This is a genomic window from Chryseobacterium cucumeris, from assembly GCF_016775705.1.
Taxonomy (GTDB): Bacteria; Bacteroidota; Bacteroidia; order Flavobacteriales; family Weeksellaceae; genus Chryseobacterium; species Chryseobacterium cupriresistens.
On record NZ_CP068760.1, the window covers coordinates 1,718,505 to 1,736,361 of the forward strand.

The 17,857-nt window shown below is 37.0% G+C and carries 18 protein-coding genes; 8 read left to right on the forward strand and 10 right to left on the reverse strand.

Annotation, left to right across the window (positions count from 1 at the left end; genetic code table 11):
- Nucleotides 1-22: 22 nt before the first annotated feature.
- The 3 genes from JNG87_RS07630 (at nt 23) to JNG87_RS07640 (ending at nt 1,606) form a co-directional block, all read left to right on the forward strand.
- Nucleotides 23-523, forward strand: a complete 501-nt coding sequence (locus JNG87_RS07630) for a DUF2480 family protein (protein ID WP_202843042.1) — start codon at nt 23-25, stop codon at nt 521-523.
- Between the two features lie 4 nt (nt 524-527).
- Complete coding sequence (locus JNG87_RS07635; protein WP_202843044.1) at nt 528-1,085, forward strand: NADPH-dependent FMN reductase; 558 nt, start codon at nt 528-530, stop codon at nt 1,083-1,085.
- Between the two features lie 170 nt (nt 1,086-1,255).
- Nucleotides 1,256-1,606, forward strand: a complete 351-nt coding sequence (locus JNG87_RS07640) for a 4Fe-4S dicluster domain-containing protein (protein ID WP_202843045.1) — start codon at nt 1,256-1,258, stop codon at nt 1,604-1,606.
- A 123-nt stretch (nt 1,607-1,729) separates the two neighbouring features.
- On the opposite strand, the gene JNG87_RS07645 is transcribed toward JNG87_RS07640, so the two are convergent.
- Both JNG87_RS07645 and JNG87_RS07650 read right to left on the reverse strand, forming a co-directional pair.
- Entirely contained in the window at nt 1,730-2,683 is a 954-nt protein-coding gene (locus JNG87_RS07645; RefSeq protein WP_202843051.1) for a ketopantoate reductase family protein, read from the reverse strand.
- A gap of 64 nt (nt 2,684-2,747) precedes the next feature.
- Nucleotides 2,748-3,329: a Crp/Fnr family transcriptional regulator gene (locus tag JNG87_RS07650; protein ID WP_202843053.1), complete on the reverse strand. Its 582-nt coding sequence runs from the start codon at nt 3,327-3,329 to the stop codon at nt 2,748-2,750.
- 142 nt (nt 3,330-3,471) lie between these two features.
- On the opposite strand from JNG87_RS07650, the gene JNG87_RS07655 reads away from it, so the two are divergent.
- Nucleotides 3,472-4,227: a helix-turn-helix domain-containing protein gene (locus JNG87_RS07655; RefSeq protein WP_202843055.1), complete on the forward strand. Its 756-nt coding sequence runs from the start codon at nt 3,472-3,474 to the stop codon at nt 4,225-4,227.
- Between the two features lie 27 nt (nt 4,228-4,254).
- On the forward strand, nt 4,255-5,418 hold the full coding sequence (locus tag JNG87_RS07660) for an FAD-dependent oxidoreductase (RefSeq protein WP_202843058.1): 1,164 nt from the start codon (nt 4,255-4,257) through the stop codon (nt 5,416-5,418).
- A 99-nt stretch (nt 5,419-5,517) separates the two neighbouring features.
- Here the strand turns inward: JNG87_RS07660 and JNG87_RS07665 are convergent, their stop codons facing one another.
- From JNG87_RS07665 to JNG87_RS07675, 3 genes are all read right to left on the reverse strand, one after another.
- Nucleotides 5,518-8,520 (reverse strand): reprolysin-like metallopeptidase, encoded by a 3,003-nt coding sequence (locus JNG87_RS07665; protein WP_202843064.1) that lies wholly within the window; start codon nt 8,518-8,520, stop codon nt 5,518-5,520.
- A gap of 646 nt (nt 8,521-9,166) precedes the next feature.
- Nucleotides 9,167-10,591 (reverse strand): tetratricopeptide repeat protein, encoded by a 1,425-nt coding sequence (locus JNG87_RS07670; protein ID WP_202843066.1) that lies wholly within the window; start codon nt 10,589-10,591, stop codon nt 9,167-9,169.
- Between the two features lie 171 nt (nt 10,592-10,762).
- A complete protein-coding gene (locus tag JNG87_RS07675) occupies nt 10,763-12,256 on the reverse strand; it encodes a tetratricopeptide repeat protein (protein WP_202843068.1) in 1,494 nt (497 codons plus the stop codon).
- 378 nt (nt 12,257-12,634) lie between these two features.
- Here JNG87_RS07675 and JNG87_RS07680 point away from each other — a divergent pair, with 378 nt between their 5' ends.
- Together JNG87_RS07680 and JNG87_RS07685 are read left to right on the forward strand one after the other, a co-directional pair.
- Entirely contained in the window at nt 12,635-13,141 is a 507-nt protein-coding gene (locus JNG87_RS07680; RefSeq protein ID WP_238349693.1) for a GNAT family N-acetyltransferase, read from the forward strand.
- 151 nt (nt 13,142-13,292) lie between these two features.
- The gene (locus JNG87_RS07685) at nt 13,293-14,159 is read left to right on the forward strand and encodes an alpha/beta fold hydrolase (protein WP_202843070.1); all 867 of its coding nucleotides are present in this window, start codon (nt 13,293-13,295) and stop codon (nt 14,157-14,159) included.
- A gap of 5 nt (nt 14,160-14,164) precedes the next feature.
- Here the strand turns inward: JNG87_RS07685 and JNG87_RS07690 are convergent, their stop codons facing one another.
- The 3 genes from JNG87_RS07690 to JNG87_RS07700 form a co-directional block, all read right to left on the reverse strand.
- The gene (locus JNG87_RS07690; protein WP_202843072.1) at nt 14,165-14,851 is read right to left on the reverse strand and encodes an MBL fold metallo-hydrolase; all 687 of its coding nucleotides are present in this window, start codon (nt 14,849-14,851) and stop codon (nt 14,165-14,167) included.
- A 54-nt stretch (nt 14,852-14,905) separates the two neighbouring features.
- A complete protein-coding gene (locus tag JNG87_RS07695; protein ID WP_202843074.1) occupies nt 14,906-15,493 on the reverse strand; it encodes a Crp/Fnr family transcriptional regulator in 588 nt (195 codons plus the stop codon).
- A gap of 108 nt (nt 15,494-15,601) precedes the next feature.
- Nucleotides 15,602-16,279: a MarR family winged helix-turn-helix transcriptional regulator gene (locus JNG87_RS07700; protein WP_202843076.1), complete on the reverse strand. Its 678-nt coding sequence runs from the start codon at nt 16,277-16,279 to the stop codon at nt 15,602-15,604.
- 261 nt (nt 16,280-16,540) lie between these two features.
- Between JNG87_RS07700 and JNG87_RS07705 the strand changes: the two genes are divergently transcribed.
- Nucleotides 16,541-16,828 carry a hypothetical protein gene (locus JNG87_RS07705; RefSeq protein WP_202843078.1) on the forward strand — a complete coding sequence of 96 codons (288 nt, stop codon included), beginning with the start codon at nt 16,541-16,543 and terminating at the stop codon, nt 16,826-16,828.
- Between the two features lie 50 nt (nt 16,829-16,878).
- On the opposite strand, the gene JNG87_RS07710 is transcribed toward JNG87_RS07705, so the two are convergent.
- The gene (locus tag JNG87_RS07710; RefSeq protein WP_202843080.1) at nt 16,879-17,250 is read right to left on the reverse strand and encodes a PleD family two-component system response regulator; all 372 of its coding nucleotides are present in this window, start codon (nt 17,248-17,250) and stop codon (nt 16,879-16,881) included.
- 28 nt (nt 17,251-17,278) lie between these two features.
- Complete coding sequence (locus tag JNG87_RS07715) at nt 17,279-17,857, reverse strand: chemotaxis protein CheB (protein ID WP_202843082.1); 579 nt, start codon at nt 17,855-17,857, stop codon at nt 17,279-17,281.

Consider the following 17,857-nt stretch of genomic DNA (forward strand, 5'->3'; position numbering starts at 1 on the left):
TAATACTGAAAGTAAACGAATTATGACTGAGGAAAATTTTATCAATAAAGCAAAGGCTTCAGGTATTATTGCTCTTGACCTTTCAGATTACAAACCGACTACGGAAATTGTAGAACTGGATATCAAAGAACATCTTTTTATGGGAATGATTGTTAAGGAGAAAGAATTTAAAGAATCAATTGCTGCGGTGGATTTTTCTGTTTACAATGAAAAAGCAGTAGCGATCATCTGTTCTACGGATGCTATTATTCCACCCTGGGCTTATATGCTGATTATGGAAAAATTGTCTCCTTACGCTTCTTATGCTGATTTAAACAATGCAGAAACTGTTCTGCTGGATCTATGGAAACGCCGTCTCATCTATGCTGATCTGAAACAGTATAAAAATCAGAAAGTGGTTGTCCGCGCAAGTACTCATCATGATCCTTCATTGTATTTATTAGCAGCAGGATTACTGAAACCGCTGGTGAAAACACTGATGTATGGTGAAATAGGTTTACCTAAAGTAATTTTTAAACAATAAAAAAATGAAAGCTATCATATTCAACGGATCACTGGAAAGAAGAACTTTATCTACTTCCGGACTGATTTCGGATTATTTTTCTGAGCGCCTGAAAATGTTGGGAATTCAGACTGATATTTTTACACTTGCTGACTCCGGCATTCCTCTATTCGATGTCACACTTACCAAAACTCCTTTGGCCGTAGAGCGTATGGCTCAAATGTTTACAGATGCTGATCTGCATATCTGGCTGGCTCCGCTTTACCACGGCAGCATTCCGGGAGTAATGAAAAACTGTCTGGACTGGCTTGAAGTAACCGCCAACTGGTACGAGCCCTATCTCACAGATAAAACTGTAGGGCTGGTATGCTGGGCTGATGGTCTCCAGGCCATGCAGGGAATTAACGCCATGGATTCTATAGCCAAATCATTGCGTGCCTGGCCATTGCCATTCAGTGTTCCGATTGTCAGGTCTTCATTATTTAAGGCAGAACAACCCTCTCAGATTTCGGATCTGTATTCCGGTAAGTTTGATAAGCTTATCAGCATTGCAGCTTCTAAAAAAATAACCATTATTGACTAAGTATCGGCAGAAATTACTGCATATTAATGATTTAAAATAAAAAATAGCACACTTTATGCTGCTTATTTTCAAAGAACAGTGTTGAACTGCTGTAATTAAGTTTAGCGGGGATTTCCGAACTGTTCAACGTTGACGAAATCCCTTTTTTAAACCCTTTAAATTCAAACAATATGGCTATAAAAATAACAGATGCCTGTATCAACTGTGGAGCCTGCGAACCGGAATGTCCCAACTCAGCCATTTACGAAGGTGCTATTGACTGGCGCTGGAAAGACAAAACCAAACTTTCAGGACATATCATATTTCCTGACGGTATGGAAGGTGATGCCGATGCTTATCATCAGGCAGTCTCGGATGAAGTGTATTATATAGTATCCGGAAAATGTACGGAGTGTAAAGGGTTTCATGAGGAGCCTCAATGTAAGGCGGTATGCCCTGTAGACTGCTGTGTAGATGATCCTGAACATCGGGAAACTGAAGAAATATTATTAAACCGGCAAAAATTTATGCACAGTGCCTAAGTACCCGATTGAGTCTTCTGATAAACGCTATGAAGCAAGAAAGCGACTAAAAAAGTTCTATCTTTTATATTTAATTTTCAATGGAGGCGGGCTTTAGCCCGCCTTCTTATATTTTCTTTCCCATCAACTTTCGCCTACACTTATTTTTTCTTTAATCTCGGTGTAAATTTTTTGAGTAAAAGGAGTTTCTACCCCTACTTCAGAACCATATTTCAATACAGCACCTGCAAACAATTCCAGCTCATTATCCTTTTTTCCGGAATTAATATCAAGCTGTAAGGAAGTTGGAGTCTCAAAAGGAAATGTTGAGGCTTTTTCAAATGTTTTAGCAATGATATCTTCCTGAAGATAGATTCCTTTCTTATCAGCGATCTGTTTGATTTCTTTCATAATTTCAGCCGCTTCTTTCTGCTGTTGTTCATCGGTACATACAGTTCCAATAGATGAATTATGCTTTGCTGTTACCAATCCGAAGCTGGCAATAAAAATAAATTTCGTCCAGATATCTGATAATGAATTATCTTTAAAATCAAAGTCGATTTTACTTTCACTCAATAGCTCTGTAATCCATTCTACCGGGGCAGAAAAATGCTCAGGATCTCTTCCCACAATCATTTTCCCGGCTTTTCCTTTATGTTCCACTACTCCTCTTTCTTTAATATGGGAAGCTACGTAGATACAGGTTGGAAGAATAGTGTGTTCCGGAATTATTTTACGGATTCTGTCATAAATATCTGCTCCGTTCATCATCGGAAGCAATACAGTATCTTTATTAATAACTTCCTGCAACTGCTTACAGACATTTTCAAGATCGTACTCTTTTACACAGATCAAAACCAGGTCAGGATTTTTGATCTCACTGATATTCTGCACGATATCATCAGGACGGGTCTGTGAATCAGAATGCTCGGGAGATAATAAAGTCAAGCCGTTTTCTTTCACTTTCTCATACGTTTCTCCACGGGCAACAAAAGAAATGGTATATTTTTCCGTGGTTTCATTATTCTGATTTATTTTAAATCCAAAATAACCGCCTACACCACCTAATCCTACTACAACAATATGTTTTTTGTTCATGAAATTATTTTTAAGCAAAGATGAGCGATGATTCCTGAACTATCACTTGACAAATGAAAAGAAATTACAATTTATAAATATCCCTTCTGATCCTGCTCAGGGAACTGTCCTTGATACCAAGGTAAGAAGCAATCACCTTCAAAGGAACATGTTGAAAAATATCCGGATCTTTTTTCATCAGGTTAAAATATCTCGTGGAAGCCTTCTGACTCGCCATTTCGATGAGCCGGTCATGGATCGTATAATAATTAAGAACAAAAAGAAGCCTGCTGAACTCTCTGAATTCAGGAATATTATGAAAATTATGCTGGACATTTTCCAATCCGGTCTCCCAAAAGACACATTCGGTGATCGTCTGATATATTTCTTTGGTAGGCTGCTGTCTGAAAAAGGACAGAAAATCATTAACGAAGCAGGGAGCTGTATAAATATTGGTGGTAATCTCCTCATTATCTTCATTCAGGATATAAGACCGCACATAGCCTTTTTCCAGGAAGTAGGTTTTGGTACTGATCGTATCTTTATCCAGCAAAACAGTATTTGCTTTTACCTCAAAATGACTGAATTTTTCAGTAATTTTTTCAACTACTTCAGCTTGGATACTGAATAAAGAATGGAAATAGGTGTTAAGTGATGATTTGTCCATAAAGTAAAAGCTGCAGCATATTTGTTTTTAAATCTCTCCTGACAAAAATAGCATTTATAACCTATTAAAATAAACTATATTCTTTTTTAATAGATCAGATGTATTTTGTAATTTTCTTCTTTAAAAAACACAAGGCATTACTATGGAGAATGACTTCACTTACGTTTTCATAGAACCTGATAAAGAGATTGCAGATTTCGTTGAAAATCTGGGCACTTTTCAGAATCTTTCGGATGAAGCTAAAGAGGTTGTGATTATTCCTGACGGAAGAATTGATTTATTTTTCTCACAGTCGGCTTCAGAATCTTTTCATATTACCCTTCTCGGATTGGAAACTTATCCTGAACAAAGATTTATTGCTCCGCATACGAACGCTTTTGTTGTAAGCTTCAAACCTCTTGCAGTTGAATACATTCTGAATACCTCCATTGCTGATTTATTGAATATCGGAAAAGAGCTTTCTCCTGATTTCTGGAATTTTAAAGCTGATGATATAAAGGATTTCAGCCATTGCTGTACGAAAGCAACCCAAAAAATAAAAGAACTGCTCCCACTGAAAGTAGATGAAAGAAAACGGAAACTTTTTGAGCTGGTATATACCTCAAAAGGAGAAATGAGCGTGCAGGAACTTTCTGAAAAAACAGGCTGGAGCAGCAGACAAATTAACCGGTACTTTACCAAACAACTTGGCCTGTCATTAAAAGCCTACTCTACTATTTTGCGTTTCAGAGCATCATTGGAACATATTGCCCAAGGGAGGCTTTTCCCGGAACTCAATTATACAGACCAGAACCATTTCATCAAAGAAGTAAAGAAGTTTTCCGGGGTTGCTCCCAAAGAATTATCCAAAAATGAAAACGACCGATTTGTACTATTATCCGTGTTGAAAGGAAGGTAAATTTGCCTTGTAAAATTTAAATCAACAATGCTGATAGACAATAAATCAATAGCAATCGTTGGTGGCGGTCCGGCAGGACTTACACTGGCAAGACTTTTACAATTGAAAGGCGCAGATGTAAAAGTATATGAAAGAGACTTCAACAAAAATGCACGCGTACAGGGTTCTCCACTCGATATGCATGAAGATTCAGGTTTGGCAGCCATCCGTAAAGCGGAACTTCTGGAAGAGTTTAAACAGGCTTTCCGTCCCGGCGCAGACAGAACGCTGATCATGAATGAAAAGGCAGAAATATTTTTTAATGATCACGAGACGAAACCTGAAGAGGATTTTGGTCATGAACATTTCCGCCCTGAAATAGACCGCGGCCCGTTACGAAATATGCTGTTAGAATCTTTGCATCCTGAAACGGTAATCTGGAACAGTCATTTTCTTTCTATGGAACGCCAGAATGAAGGATGGCTGCTGCATTTTAAAAACGGGAAATCAGTGTATGCTGATATTGTGATTGCTTCAGATGGTGCCAATTCTAAAATCCGTCCGTATCTCCATACCCATAAACCTGTTTACTCCGGAATCATTATGCTGGAAGGAAATGTTTCAAAAGAAAATGCACCTCAGATTGATGCATTGATTAAAGGTGGAAAAATAATGGCATTCGGAAATTCTCAAAATATTTTAATGGGGCAAAAAGGCAATGGGGATCTCGGATTTTATGCAAGCTTTAAAGCTGATGAAAACTGGCCTGCCACCAGCGGTCTTGATTTCTCTGATCAGGCACAGATGCTGAAATGGTTCAAAACAGAATATTCCGAATGGGCTTCTATCTGGGAAGAATTGTTTGAAAATGCAATGACTCCTTTTATTCCACGTCTGATTTACTCTATGCCCCTGGATCAGACCTGGGAAACACAGCCTAACCTGACTCTGATTGGTGACGCAGCACATGTGATGCCTCCTTTTGCAGGAGAAGGTGCCAATATGGCGATGCTGGATGCCCTGGAACTGAGCGAGCATTTAACAGGTAATAATTATACTACTGTAAAGGAAGCTATTTCCGCCTACGAACACCACATGCGTAAGAGAGCTGCCGCTACCACACAGGAATCCCTTGAAAACGGAGAACGGATGCATTCTGAAAAATCATTAACCACCATGCTTGATTTTTTTAACAGTCACCTGGCTTCATAAGTAAAACAAAAGGCTGCTCCAATCCAGAGACAGCCTTTTTAAGTTTAATAAACTCTTTTTCTCTCCGCTTTTAGATCCGGGTGCGGAGGTTCATATGTGTTATTTCTTGATCAATTTGGTATTATAAGTATTTTTATCTTCTTTTATTGTAATCACATACATTCCTTTGACCAGAGAAGCTACATTGATTTTTCCATCAATCTTACCTTCCTGAACCAGTCTTCCATCTGCACTGTAGATTTTATAGTCACCTTTACCTTTAAGGTTTTTCACTTCTACAAATGTATCTGCAGGATTAGGATAAACAGAAACCTCTGATGATTTTGTATCTACCGTTTCTCTCACAGCAAGTGTACTCGCAGTAATTTTCACAGGAAGATCCATAATACCTCCAGCCTGGCTTGCCAACTCACCACATACGCTATTCAAGGCACTCGTTGCGAATTTACCAACGACTCTCATTCTTAATGTCTTATCTCCGGAGTAAGTGGTAGCAGGAACGGTGAAGTTAAAACCTGATAATCCTATATTACCTGCATTTGCTGTCGCTGAAGTCTGTCCTACCCTTTCTGTAGATTCAAATACTCCGTTTCTATTGTAATCAATCCAGGCAGATACATTTACCGGAAGTCCGTTTTGCAACAAATTCCCTATTCTAGGTGTAAGCGTATAGCTACTGCCTTGTGTCAAGTTAACAATTTTAGTAAGATCTTCGCTTAAATCTTTATAGGATTTTGCTGTAAGATCACTATAATCAAGATTCGCAACGGTAACTTTTAAGATGGCTCCTACATAAGGTGAACCTGAATTTAAAAGGCAGTAATCAGCTCCTGTCTTTAATCCTTTTGTTTTAAATGTATAATTATTAGAGAAAGTTCCGGGAACTGAATTTACCACAGCTGCTACCTGAACTTCGTAATTGGTTTCATCTTCTAAATTATTCAGAACTACAGAATTTGCCTGGCTAGCAACATTAGACCAGCTGGCCGTTCCTGCTTTTCTGTAATTAACAGAGTAAGCAGCTCCGGGAACACTATTCCAGGATACCCTTGCTGTTGTTTTGAAAACCTCAGTATCTATCGTGGAAACTCCTGTAGGCGCTGATGCAGTCGAAGTAGGTGCACTTCCCACAGTAACAGCAGGAGACACTGCATAAAAGATATTCCCTATAGCTGACACTCTTAATTTTACTGCTCCGCTTATATTACCCGGCATTTGTACACTATAGCTTCCGATGTTTGGAGTTGAAGCTACAAGATTTGTCCAGGTTGCACCGTTATTTGTAGTATAATCTATTTTCACGCTCGCTGTATTATAAGGGGCTGCATTTGTATTGGCAACCTCCCAATAGATAGTGTTTAGTGCATCATTATACAATACTGAAGATGTGGTCAGTCCGTTGAATTTGAATGGCCCGTCATTCCCTACAGTCACTGTGGTTGTTGAGCTTGAAACCATAGGACGCTGAGCGTTCAGATCCCGTACCGTTACCGCATAGTTCAATGTGCGCGGGATATATGATACTGTTTCCCATCTCTGTTTGTCTGTCAGGATTCCATTCATCACACTTGCAAAGTTGGGAAAATACCTTCTTCCGTTTGCTGTTCCGGGAACTGATCTTGCCAAAGCTCCTTTTGGATTGTATCCCCATCCGCTGTCGCCGGAAATGGTAGAAAATTCATCTGTACTGTCATTCTGTTCCCAGGAATAGTTCACAGAATCATTTTCAGCATCTGTAGCTGAAGCTTCAAGATAATAAGCAGTTCCTTTAGGAATACTATAAGCAGCTAAAGGATTAATGGCTGGAGCAGTATTGTTGATAATATTTTGAGAGGCTCCGCAATTAACTTTACTTTCTAAATTAGTTAATACCTGATCAATGGATTTATAATGGAAGTATCCATCAGCGTTAGCCTGCACATTATCATAGGTAATTCCGGCATAGCCCATAATAGTAGTACCTCCTCCAGGCTCTACATTGGCTCCCTGATTGGCATCTGTGACAGAAGTATTTGAAAATGTGTGATTAGCTCCCAATTGATGTCCCATTTCATGAGCTGCAGTAAAGTCAAAAACTTCACCTACAGGAACAGGTCCCTGGGTATAAGCTGAACCTTTTTTTATTTCAGTATTAGTGGCCGGATCTACACAGACAATTCCGATTCCCCCTGCATTTCCGCTTCTTTCTGCATTTTGATTAAGAACATGCCCGATATCATAATTGGCATTTCCTACTACAGAAGTAAGGGTCTGTTGCAACTGTAAATTTAAATTATTAGAATAAGGATCTGTAGCCGGATCAAGATAGATGATATCCGGAAGATTCTGAACGGTCAGATGAGCTCCGAAATCACGTTCAAAAACTCCGTTTATGCGGGTCATCGTATTATTCATGGCGGCCAGTACAACACCTTTTTTTACGTCGTCGGTCGCATTGGCCGGAGTTCCTGCCGCTGTTAACTGATATTGGCTGTATTCTCCTGTAACGGACAATCCCATTCTAAAATCTCTGTATTTTGTATTGGTAGGTCTGCTGGCAATCCCCACTCCGGAAAGCATTTTTTTACCATTCTCTACCAATTTATTAATACTCTTAAAATCATGTTCTCCTGTATCACATTTAAAGCCGTGTTCTCCTTCATTCTTTGATTTATAGAATACACCGTAAGTCTGTTTATCAGCACTTATTGGTTCTATAAACTGAAATATACCATTTTTAATGATCATAGACTGCATATCATAGGGAGAGGTACTGAATCTCAAATATTTAGACGGATCATCTACGCCCACTCCTACATATGACCCAAGCTGATATCTTTCGGCCAGGGATTTATCAAGTACAGGATTGCTATAAACAGCAAACTTTTCAATCTTTCCTTCAACCGTGGGTAAAGAAATAATAACCGGCGTTGCTCCTTTCCCGGTTTCTTCAGCATTTTTCAGCATTTCGCGAAGAGATTTCAGATCCACTCTATAAGAATGTTGTACTTCTACTCCTTCTCTTATCTGTGAAGTTTTCTGAGAGACAGCTTCCCACCTCTGAGCATTGAAAACTGTAAAACAAGATGCTAATGCACAAACGAATAAAATTCTTTTTTTCATAGATTTATTTAAAATTACTTTGGTTGTATGATTCTAGGTAGCTCATTTTTTATCAAAAGATCATTTTGGATTCTGATAAATCCACTCAAGTATTATCATAAGTTCAACAAAATCAAATCAATGATGAAAAATTCACAACAAATCGCTTCACAAAACTTGTATATTCCCAATAAAAAACAAAAATAAATGATACTACTCGTATACAACAGCATTTACAATTAATTAATTATCAGCCAATTACATTTTACATTCAATTTTATCTTGCTAAATTCTGTTTTTATAAGTAAGGATGAATACAATTCCAAGCTAAAAAACGGATGAAAAAACATATTGAAAATCAACTAAAAAAGAAGAAGTAAAAAAGAGAAATAATCAGAAATACAGTATAAAAAAGGAGAAACGTCCAAAGAACTACTGCTATTTTTCATAAAAGGATTAACAAATTAAGAAAATATCATAATTATTTAAATATCAGATATTTAAAATCAAAATATAACATGTAGTATCCGTGTAGTATCGTATTTTTTCATGTTTCCGTCAAAAATTTTCATATTTGAGCACTGAGACCACTAAAAAAAGACCGGGTGGTGAAAAGAGAATATTTCGAGTACTGTCTGACCTGATGAATCAGACAGTTTTTTTTTGATTATTGTAAGGTGTCAAAGAAATGATAAATATCTGTTTCCCCGGGAATATTCAATTTTTTTCTGATCCTGTATTTTTTCTGCTGAATACTTCTATGCTGAACCATCGTATAGTTTGCTATTTCTTTAGAAGAAAAATGTAATTTAAGCATCGCACAGAAAACCAGTTCGGAATTTTCAAGGTTGGGGTTAATCATAAAAAGCTGAGCGATAAATTCAGGGTAAGTTTCTTTAAAACGATCCAGAAACTCAGGATCATTCTTTTTACCAAGTTCTATAATTTCCTCCTGCTTATTGTCATTCATTCTTATTTTCAGATTTTCAGCTTCCCGGGCAAGAATTTTTTTTCGTTTTCTCAAGGCAATACTAATTCTCCAGGCATATACCCCCAGCAGGCAAAGCCCCAAAAACGACAGGGAAACAATCCAGTATATTTTGCTTTTATGCTGATCCGCATCCTGTTGGCTGACTGTAATAAAAGACTCCATATCCTGATTAATGGTAGCCAGCAAAGAGGTGTTGGTTCTGTCGAAAGCCTCTGTATAGGCTTTCAAATAAAAATAGGCCTTCTCTTTATCTCCGGTACGTTCATATAACATTCTGAGATCGTTATAGATATACTTACCATAATAAACATAGATACGTTTTGTTTTATTATTGATTTTCAATGCTTTAATCAGAGCCTGTTCCGCCTTATCATATTGTTTATCATAAAGAAAATATTCCCCCAAAATGGTATTGGCATAGAGGGCTATTCCATCTTCTTTACCTCTTAGATTGGCTTTATTATAAGCAATGGTTATATACTTATATGCAGAATCTTTGTCTTTATGCATATAGACATAATCGCTTATTGCACAATCTGCAAGACCGGTATCGTCCAGCCGTTTTGCTTTATGGAAATACCCGAGTGCTTTTTGGTATTGCTTTTTTTGAACAAGATAAATAGCCTGTCTGAAATAAATACTGAAAAGGATATCGTCTTTAAGTGGGGAATGATCACTTTTCCTGATAAGACTCATTGCTTCATTATTATACTGAAAAGCTTTATCAAGCCTTCGGAGCTCTACATTGAAGCGGCCATACACGTTGTAAAATCTTGCTTTGTGCAGGTTGTCTTCCGAATCATCCAGAATTTCCTTTGCATTATCAAAAAGAATCTGCGCCTTCTGGAAGTTTTCAAGCGATATATTAAGTTCTGCCAGATTGATATAGCACAGTGCCTTCCCATCCGGATAATTCATTTTATCAGCCTGTTTGTAATATTTTTTATTAAGACTAATGAGTGAATCATATTCTCCACCAAGTCTGAACTTTTCATTCTGTTTCAATAAAGCAACGTCAAATTTCTTTTCAGCCTCTTTCTTTGAATGGGAATGGCACGAAACTAAAACAAAAAGTAACACAAAAAGAAAAATACGCATCATATGTCTCTCTAATTAAGCTAAATTCATGTATATATTATGATTAAATAATGATTTCTCCAGAGAAAAAACAGTCTGTATAATTTTAAAATTCTCAATGGTTATTTCTGCTGAGATCAACAATAAATCTTTTCATAAAACAGAATCATTCTGCTTTTATTGTGATGTATTTCTTTATTCTGCCAGGTTATCAAAAAAATCGTAAATATCTGTTTCTCCGGGAATATTCAGTCTTTTTCTGATCCTGTATTTCTTTTGTTGAACAGATTTATGCTGTACAAAAGTATAATCTGCAATCTCTTTGGATGAAAAACGTAATTTCAGCATTGCACAGAAAGCCAGTTCTGAATTTTCAAGATCCGGATTGATCGCCAGCAGCGATTTAATAAATTCAGGAAAGAGCTCTTTAAATTTCAGCAGGAAAGAAGAATCATTTCTTTTAGCAAGTTCAGTCACCTCCTGAAGCTGTTTTGTCTGAACGTGATTTTTAAGTGCGTCGGTTTGTTCTTTTAAAGTATTCTTCTTCTTTTGTAATCTGTTAATCATTTTCCGTACATATACTCCTGAAACAGTAAGTACTGTGATAGACAATGCAATAAACAACGGAAGATCGTTTTTATGCCAGTCCGATTCCTGCTTCATTTCCGAAATAAAATCTTCGGTAGCTTTATTCATGACGGCAAATCGTTCTGCATCAAATCTTCCCTCCTCCTCCATATATTTCTTCAGATAAAAATAGGCCTTCCCTCCGTCATTTTTTTTCTTATATAATTCTGCAAGTGATTTATAAACTTCTTTGATATGTGAAGAATAGGTCCGTCTTGTCTTAATATTGATTTCCAGTGCTTTTTTTAGTGCTTTTTCAGCCTGTTCGCTATTTTCAATTTCATTATAGTAGTATCCCATTGTATAATACACCCAAAGAGATTCCACATCTGTAGTTTTCTGACTGATCATTTTTTCATCTGCTTTGCTGATGTATATACCGGCAGAATCAGGTTTATGAGTAAATAAATAGTATTGTGCCACCATACAATTGGTGTACGCCGAATTTTCCAACACATTTGCTTTTGTAAAGCATTTCAGAGAAGTTCCCAGCCATCCTTTCCATGCATAATAAATTCCTTTGTTTACATAAAGTCTGGGTAGAAGTTTTTGGCTAAGCTTTGTTTTTCCAGCCTGTTTGAGATAATAAAATGCCTTGTTGTTGCATTCTATAGCCTTATCGTTTAATTTAAGATGAGAATAATAGAGACTGTAATCATCATAGAATACTGCTTTATGGTAAGCATTTCCTGAATTAATCAGATCTTTTTCTGCTTTATTGAAAAAAAAACGGGCTTTTTCATAATTTCCTGCAGAAACATTTACGCCTGCCATATTCAGATAGCAGAGACCTTTTCCTGCTGTATATTTTATTTTTGCCGCTTTCTTCAGGTATTCTTTATTAAGCTTAACAAAAGCCTCATATTCACCAGACAGCTGAAGCTCAGAGCTTTGGGTCAACAGGGATATATCAAAATTTTCCCGGTCTGTATTATCAGTTTCCTTATGACATGAAAACATAACCAGAAGCAGCCCCACGAAGATTGTAAAGGCTATTATCTCTTTGATAGCCTTTGAGCGGATCGTTTTATTTTTAAAAATGATTACATTAATTTTTCCCATCAGCACCACTTTTCCCTGTATATCTACATATCTACCTATTCACTTACTTAAAAATAAGTTGATAATTTTCTATCGTTATTCTAATATTATTCCCCAATCAGTGTTATAAATATACATAAATTATCATGTTCATTGTGAAATAAACAGGTTATTTCGCAAAAATGTAACATTCAGATAAAATATTGTAATATTTCTCATTTAAACAAACACTTTTTACCATTTAAAGACTGCTTTTATGAACTTTCTGTCAAAAAGTATATGCTTTATTTTAATAAGACTACCTGAAACGATATTTGTTACAAGCAGATAAGGTTGTTTTATAATTTTTGATAAATTATTTTGACAAACAAATTATCTCCATATTTGTATATTGATCATATGAAAAATCTTATCAGCATGAATAATATCAGCTATCGCAAACTTCTTCCTGAAGAAAGTAAGGCATATCGGGCAATCCGTCTGGAAAGTCTGGAACAGTTTCCTGGGTCATTTTGCGCAACCTATCAGGAAGCCCGGAAAATTGAAAAATTTCAGATGGAAAACGACATTGAAGAACAGACTTTTGGAAAATTTGTAGTGGGTGCATTCGCAGATGATCTGCTTATAGGAATCTGTGCTTTTGTTAAAAGTAACGAAAACTCAGGTACCCTTTACCAGATGTATGTAAAAAGAGTGTTCCAGGGAAAGAATATTGGTCAGGGATTGATTGAAGCTGTTATTCATGAAGCAGGCAGACAGTTTAATGATATTGAAATTTTCCTGGAAGTTACACCCGGAAATGACAAAGCGTACAATTTATACAGAAAAACAGGATTTTTGGAAGTAAAAAATACCTCTGCCAAAGATCCCAGTAATTATATTGTAATGAAATATACACCTGAATAAAAGCTGGATAACTTTCAAAATCATGATACAGAAACCTGGTACTGCATAGTTAAATATGATAAAGGAATCAGGGGATTTATTAAATTTAACAGAGAAAAGGGATACAGTTTAATTTATAACGTATCATTAATTTTTTAAGTTAAATTGAAACATGAAAACGGAAAATTTTGAAACAGTATGTGAAGACGGTGTAAAGCTTAAAGGCATTCTTCTTATTCCGGAGCATCCGAAGGCAGTGATCCAGTTTAACTGCGGCACCGCAACTAGAAAAGAATTTTATCTGTCTTTCCTCACCTATCTTGCTGAACATGATTTTCTGTGCTGTCTTTGGGACTACAGAGGAAGCGGAGATTCTTCTTCCTGCAATCTGAGATCCTGCGAGTTTACTTTTTCAGATTATGGAGTAAAAGATATGCCCGCCATCAAAAATTTTCTGAATAACAGATTTCCTGATCTTCCGTTTATGATTGTTGGGCACAGTGCCGGCGGACAGCAAATAGGATTTATGAAAAACCTGGAGAATGTAAAAGGAATGGTCAATTTTGCGGTATCAGCAGGTTATTACAGGAATATGCCGCCTTATTACAGGATGAAGGCTTATTTCTATTTTTACATTTTTGCGCCGATAAGTGTTTTCATGACTGGCTATGTGAAAGCCAAAACCTTTGGATTAATGGAAAACCTACCCAGGAATGTAGTGTTTGAATGGCGTACCTGGCTTGAAAAGAAAGATTATTTTTTCGATGCTCAATTTTATGGTACAAGTGTACCTGTAGGGCATTTCAAGAATTATACATTCCCCATTCATTTATTCTGGACTACCGATGATACTATTTCAAGCCAGAAAAACACAGAAACGTACTGGCAGCATATTGACAGTAAAAAAGAGATCACCTTCACAAAATTAGTTCCTTCGGAATTAGGATTGAAAAAAATTGATCATTTCGGTTTTTTCAAAAAAAATATGAAAGACAGGCTTTGGGCTAATGTGGTAGAAAAGTTAAACGGTTTTCTTTAAACCATTTAACCCTGATCATTTTTTAAAGTCTTTACAAATTTCTCAAACTGTCGATCTGTATTTCGTAAGACCGGTCCGTGGCCAAAGCAGATAGTAGCCGGATTCAATTCTGCCAGTTTCTGAAGCGATTTGATATTGCGCTGCTGATCTGTGGTGAACATATTGGGAGGAAGCCGAAGTCCCGGCACTGTCGTAAGCAGGTTCATATTGGTAGCGGCATCCCCAATGATCAGTAATCCATCCTGCTCACGGAACAAGGAAATATGACCTCCCGCATGTCCTGGGGTTTCTATTACCTGAAAATTTCCGATTTTATCGTTTTCAACGATGGTCTGCCCTACTTTATGTCCCTGACCTGCCCAGTATTTTTGCTGAAGCTTTGCCAGCCAATGCTGCGGAGCCGGATAGTCGTTGGTTACGAGACCTGTTTCAGTCCTGAAAACTTCATTGGGATGGCAGAGCAGGGGTATATTGAACTCTGCACATATATGATCACTGCAGCCCTGGTGGTCTGCATGGGCATGGGTTAGTACATGTTGATGGACGGGGAATTTCTGCAGGACTTTCTTTATGGTTGTGTACGAACTTCGTATTCCCGAGTCTACCAGAACACCTTCAATAATATAGCAATTGATACTGTTTCGCGGCATGAGTGGAATATGGAATACTTCAGGAGCAATTTGACGTAGCATAATTTTTTTCTGCAAATCTACATTGCCGATCAGTATGGTATAAGGACATTTGTCCTATAATATGCCGGGTCTGTGGATTTGTCCCTTCGCCCTGGTAAGCGATCGCTGTGTGATTCCAAGATATGAAGCCAGATCCTGTGTCGATATCCGTTTTACGAGCATCGGTTCATCAAATAAGACATGACGGTATTTGTCTACAGCGGATTTATTATTGTAATTCAGAAGATAACGTTCCTTTTGAATATACTCCTGTTCAATCACCGATTTTATAACTCCGTTCAGAGCAGCCACCTTTTCCAGCAGCTGCTGATAGTCTGGATAACTTATTCTATAGATTATGCTGTCTTCTAAAGCCCTGAAGCTTTTTCCGGATTTCTCCTGCGCTATAAACCCGGGAAATGAGGTGACAAATTCATTTTCAAACTTGAAGCAGGTTATATTTTCCTTACCTTCTTGATCGGTAGCATATGCTTTTACAGCGCCACTGGCAATAAATCCGATATAACGGCAGATTTCATCTTCATGAATAAAAAAATCACCTTTTTTTAAGTGAACCGGTTTGAAGAACTGTGAAGAAAAGTTGACTTCATCGGGTGATAACCCTCCTGTTGAGGACAGATAATTTTCAAATATATTAGTCATCCTGCAGTCTGTTTAGTCTTTATTTTCCTGCAAATCACACATCAGATCCGGTAATTTTGAAGGAATTAATTATAAAAATAAGGTTCGGTTAATTATCATTTTTAAATATTAAGAACCCTTAAATACATACTCATCATACACCGTATTGATCAGCTCATCAGGATTGATATTCCGTGAAAAAATAGGATAATGAAAGCGATCCAGTTTATTAAGAATACGGATCAGTTCCATCTTCTCGTAATGGTTGAGATTTCCGGCAACGATATTGGTAGCCTGCCTGATCTTTTCCATCTGGTTTTCCAGAACCTGTAATCCTCTTTCGGTAATACGGATTAATTTACTGCGTTTATCTAAATCAGAATCTGTCTGTTCTATAAGTCCCTGACGCAAAAGTCTTGCGATAATAAGCATTCCCACCGGCTTATCATGGATATTTTTTTTGATAAGCGCCATTTTTGACATTTCCCCAAAAGCTTTAAGATTAATCAGATAAATAAAATCTTCCTGAGTAGAAAATTCAGAATGTGAGATGGCAGACTTTGAATAGGTTTTTGCATACCGGTTAAGATGAACAAGTAATGTACTGATGGCACTCTCCGGCGTTCTTCCATTCTCCTTGCCTTCCCAGTAGGGCTCTTCAGGATGATGTGCTTCAATATTCCCTTTACCAGAAATCCATGCTTTAAAGCCCTGAATAGTCACCGGATAAGACTCCGGGCTATTACTGACTTCTGTTTCAAACTCTTCCAGCAGGTCTATATAATCTTTAATAAGCGTGTAATTCATTTCTATTAAATAGTTTACAAATATACTAAATCTACCTCATACATAAGCAAGATTAAAGCAAATAGAATAGATTCTGTGAACAATGGTGAACGGGTATTTCCTGTATAATACTTTGTTTTTTATCTTCTCCAAATCTGGAATAAAAAGAAATGATAATCTGATCATTTTGGTTATCAAAGTTTTCCAATCAATTGTTGTGTGGTATTACGATATAACACGGTATAATAATTGTTGGAAAATAGACAGGAGTAAAATAAGCGTATGGATCATATAGAAACCGAACCAATAGATTTGGTAAGAGATAAAGATTATGTTGATAAATACTTCAGTTTAACTATAAAAAAGGAATTGAATATAGACATCAATGTGAGCAGTGAGTATATTACTGCACAAAATATTGTTTCCCGAAAATTAATTCTGGTGAAAACATTTTCAGATGCTGTCATGGGAAATCCTGAGCTGTACCTTTTATTGGCTTCTCTCATTCATGATGTCAATACCCACTCTTTAACAAAGGGACAGATCATCAGAGCACTGGAAAAAGAATAAAGATCTCTCAAAAGCCTGAGAGATCTTTTATTTTTTAATGTAACCGGATATTATACCTGTTCTTTCAAATGTTTCGCAACCATTGCTTCCAGATCATCAAGATTAAAAGGTTTTGAAACATAATCATCAGCTTTTGCTTCTGAGGCCAAAGCAACAATATCATTATTGGCTGTAACATAAATGACCGGAATATGTTTAAATTCTTCGGTGCTTTTGAGAAGTTTTGTAGCTTCTACCCCTCCTATTTTAGGAATCCAGTTATCCATGAGAATAACATCCGGCTTGTAGTCTGCCACTTTCTCAAGGATATCGTGTGAAGTTTCTGAGATTCTGACATCATATCCGTTTTCTTCAAATATGATGGTGATCACTTCTAAGATAGTCGCTTCATCATCAAAAATTAAAATCTTCTTTTTACTCATATTATGTAGATTATTCTATTCTGAAATATTATAATTGTTTTATATAATCCGCTAAACCGGCGGGCGTGATAATTAAATCATATTCAATTTCTTCTATGGCATGTTTCGGCATAAATTCCACTTCTGCTGTTTCCGGATCCTGAATCCATACCTGCCCGTTATTTTTTTTAATATAACTTAAGCCTTCTACTCCATCGGCATTAGCTCCCGATAAAAGGATACCGATCAGATTTTCCCCATAAATTTCTGCTGCAGACCTGAAAGTAACATCTATAGAGGGACGGGAATAATTCATTTTTTCCGAGCTGTCCAATGACATCCATTGCATATTCTCAAACAACAAATGATAGTCTGCGGGAACAATATATATGGTGTTACCAGCAACCTCCGTTTTATCTTCAACCTCTATGACAGGTATTCTGGTAAACTGCTGCAGTAAAGTGCGCAGAATATCTCCCGATTGAGCTTTACGATGCATCACCAGTACAATGGGAGCAGGGATGGTATTACCCAGGTTTTTGATCATTTCTATGATGACCTGCAAACTTCCTGCTGATCCGCCGATAACGATTAATTCTGTATTGGTCTGTGATTTCATTCCGCTCAT

What these genes read in the sequence shown, in the direction of transcription:
- JNG87_RS07630 (WP_202843042.1), top strand. Translation starts at nt 23, where the DNA reads ATGACTGAGGAAAATTTTATCAATAAAGCAAAGGCTTCAGGTATTATT.
- JNG87_RS07635 (WP_202843044.1), top strand. Translation starts at nt 528, where the DNA reads ATGAAAGCTATCATATTCAACGGATCACTGGAAAGAAGAACTTTATCT.
- JNG87_RS07640 (WP_202843045.1), top strand. Translation starts at nt 1,256, where the DNA reads ATGGCTATAAAAATAACAGATGCCTGTATCAACTGTGGAGCCTGCGAA.
- JNG87_RS07645 (WP_202843051.1), bottom strand. Translation starts at nt 2,683, where the DNA reads ATGAACAAAAAACATATTGTTGTAGTAGGATTAGGTGGTGTAGGCGGT.
- JNG87_RS07650 (WP_202843053.1), bottom strand. Translation starts at nt 3,329, where the DNA reads ATGGACAAATCATCACTTAACACCTATTTCCATTCTTTATTCAGTATC.
- JNG87_RS07655 (WP_202843055.1), top strand. Translation starts at nt 3,472, where the DNA reads ATGGAGAATGACTTCACTTACGTTTTCATAGAACCTGATAAAGAGATT.
- JNG87_RS07660 (WP_202843058.1), top strand. Translation starts at nt 4,255, where the DNA reads ATGCTGATAGACAATAAATCAATAGCAATCGTTGGTGGCGGTCCGGCA.
- JNG87_RS07665 (WP_202843064.1), bottom strand. Translation starts at nt 8,520, where the DNA reads ATGAAAAAAAGAATTTTATTCGTTTGTGCATTAGCATCTTGTTTTACA.
- JNG87_RS07670 (WP_202843066.1), bottom strand. Translation starts at nt 10,591, where the DNA reads ATGATGCGTATTTTTCTTTTTGTGTTACTTTTTGTTTTAGTTTCGTGC.
- JNG87_RS07675 (WP_202843068.1), bottom strand. Translation starts at nt 12,256, where the DNA reads ATGGGAAAAATTAATGTAATCATTTTTAAAAATAAAACGATCCGCTCA.
- JNG87_RS07680 (WP_238349693.1), top strand. Translation starts at nt 12,635, where the DNA reads ATGAAAAATCTTATCAGCATGAATAATATCAGCTATCGCAAACTTCTT.
- JNG87_RS07685 (WP_202843070.1), top strand. Translation starts at nt 13,293, where the DNA reads ATGAAAACGGAAAATTTTGAAACAGTATGTGAAGACGGTGTAAAGCTT.
- JNG87_RS07690 (WP_202843072.1), bottom strand. Translation starts at nt 14,851, where the DNA reads ATGCTACGTCAAATTGCTCCTGAAGTATTCCATATTCCACTCATGCCG.
- JNG87_RS07695 (WP_202843074.1), bottom strand. Translation starts at nt 15,493, where the DNA reads ATGACTAATATATTTGAAAATTATCTGTCCTCAACAGGAGGGTTATCA.
- JNG87_RS07700 (WP_202843076.1), bottom strand. Translation starts at nt 16,279, where the DNA reads ATGAATTACACGCTTATTAAAGATTATATAGACCTGCTGGAAGAGTTT.
- JNG87_RS07705 (WP_202843078.1), top strand. Translation starts at nt 16,541, where the DNA reads ATGGATCATATAGAAACCGAACCAATAGATTTGGTAAGAGATAAAGAT.
- JNG87_RS07710 (WP_202843080.1), bottom strand. Translation starts at nt 17,250, where the DNA reads ATGAGTAAAAAGAAGATTTTAATTTTTGATGATGAAGCGACTATCTTA.
- JNG87_RS07715 (WP_202843082.1), bottom strand. Translation starts at nt 17,857, where the DNA reads ATGAGCGGAATGAAATCACAGACCAATACAGAATTAATCGTTATCGGC.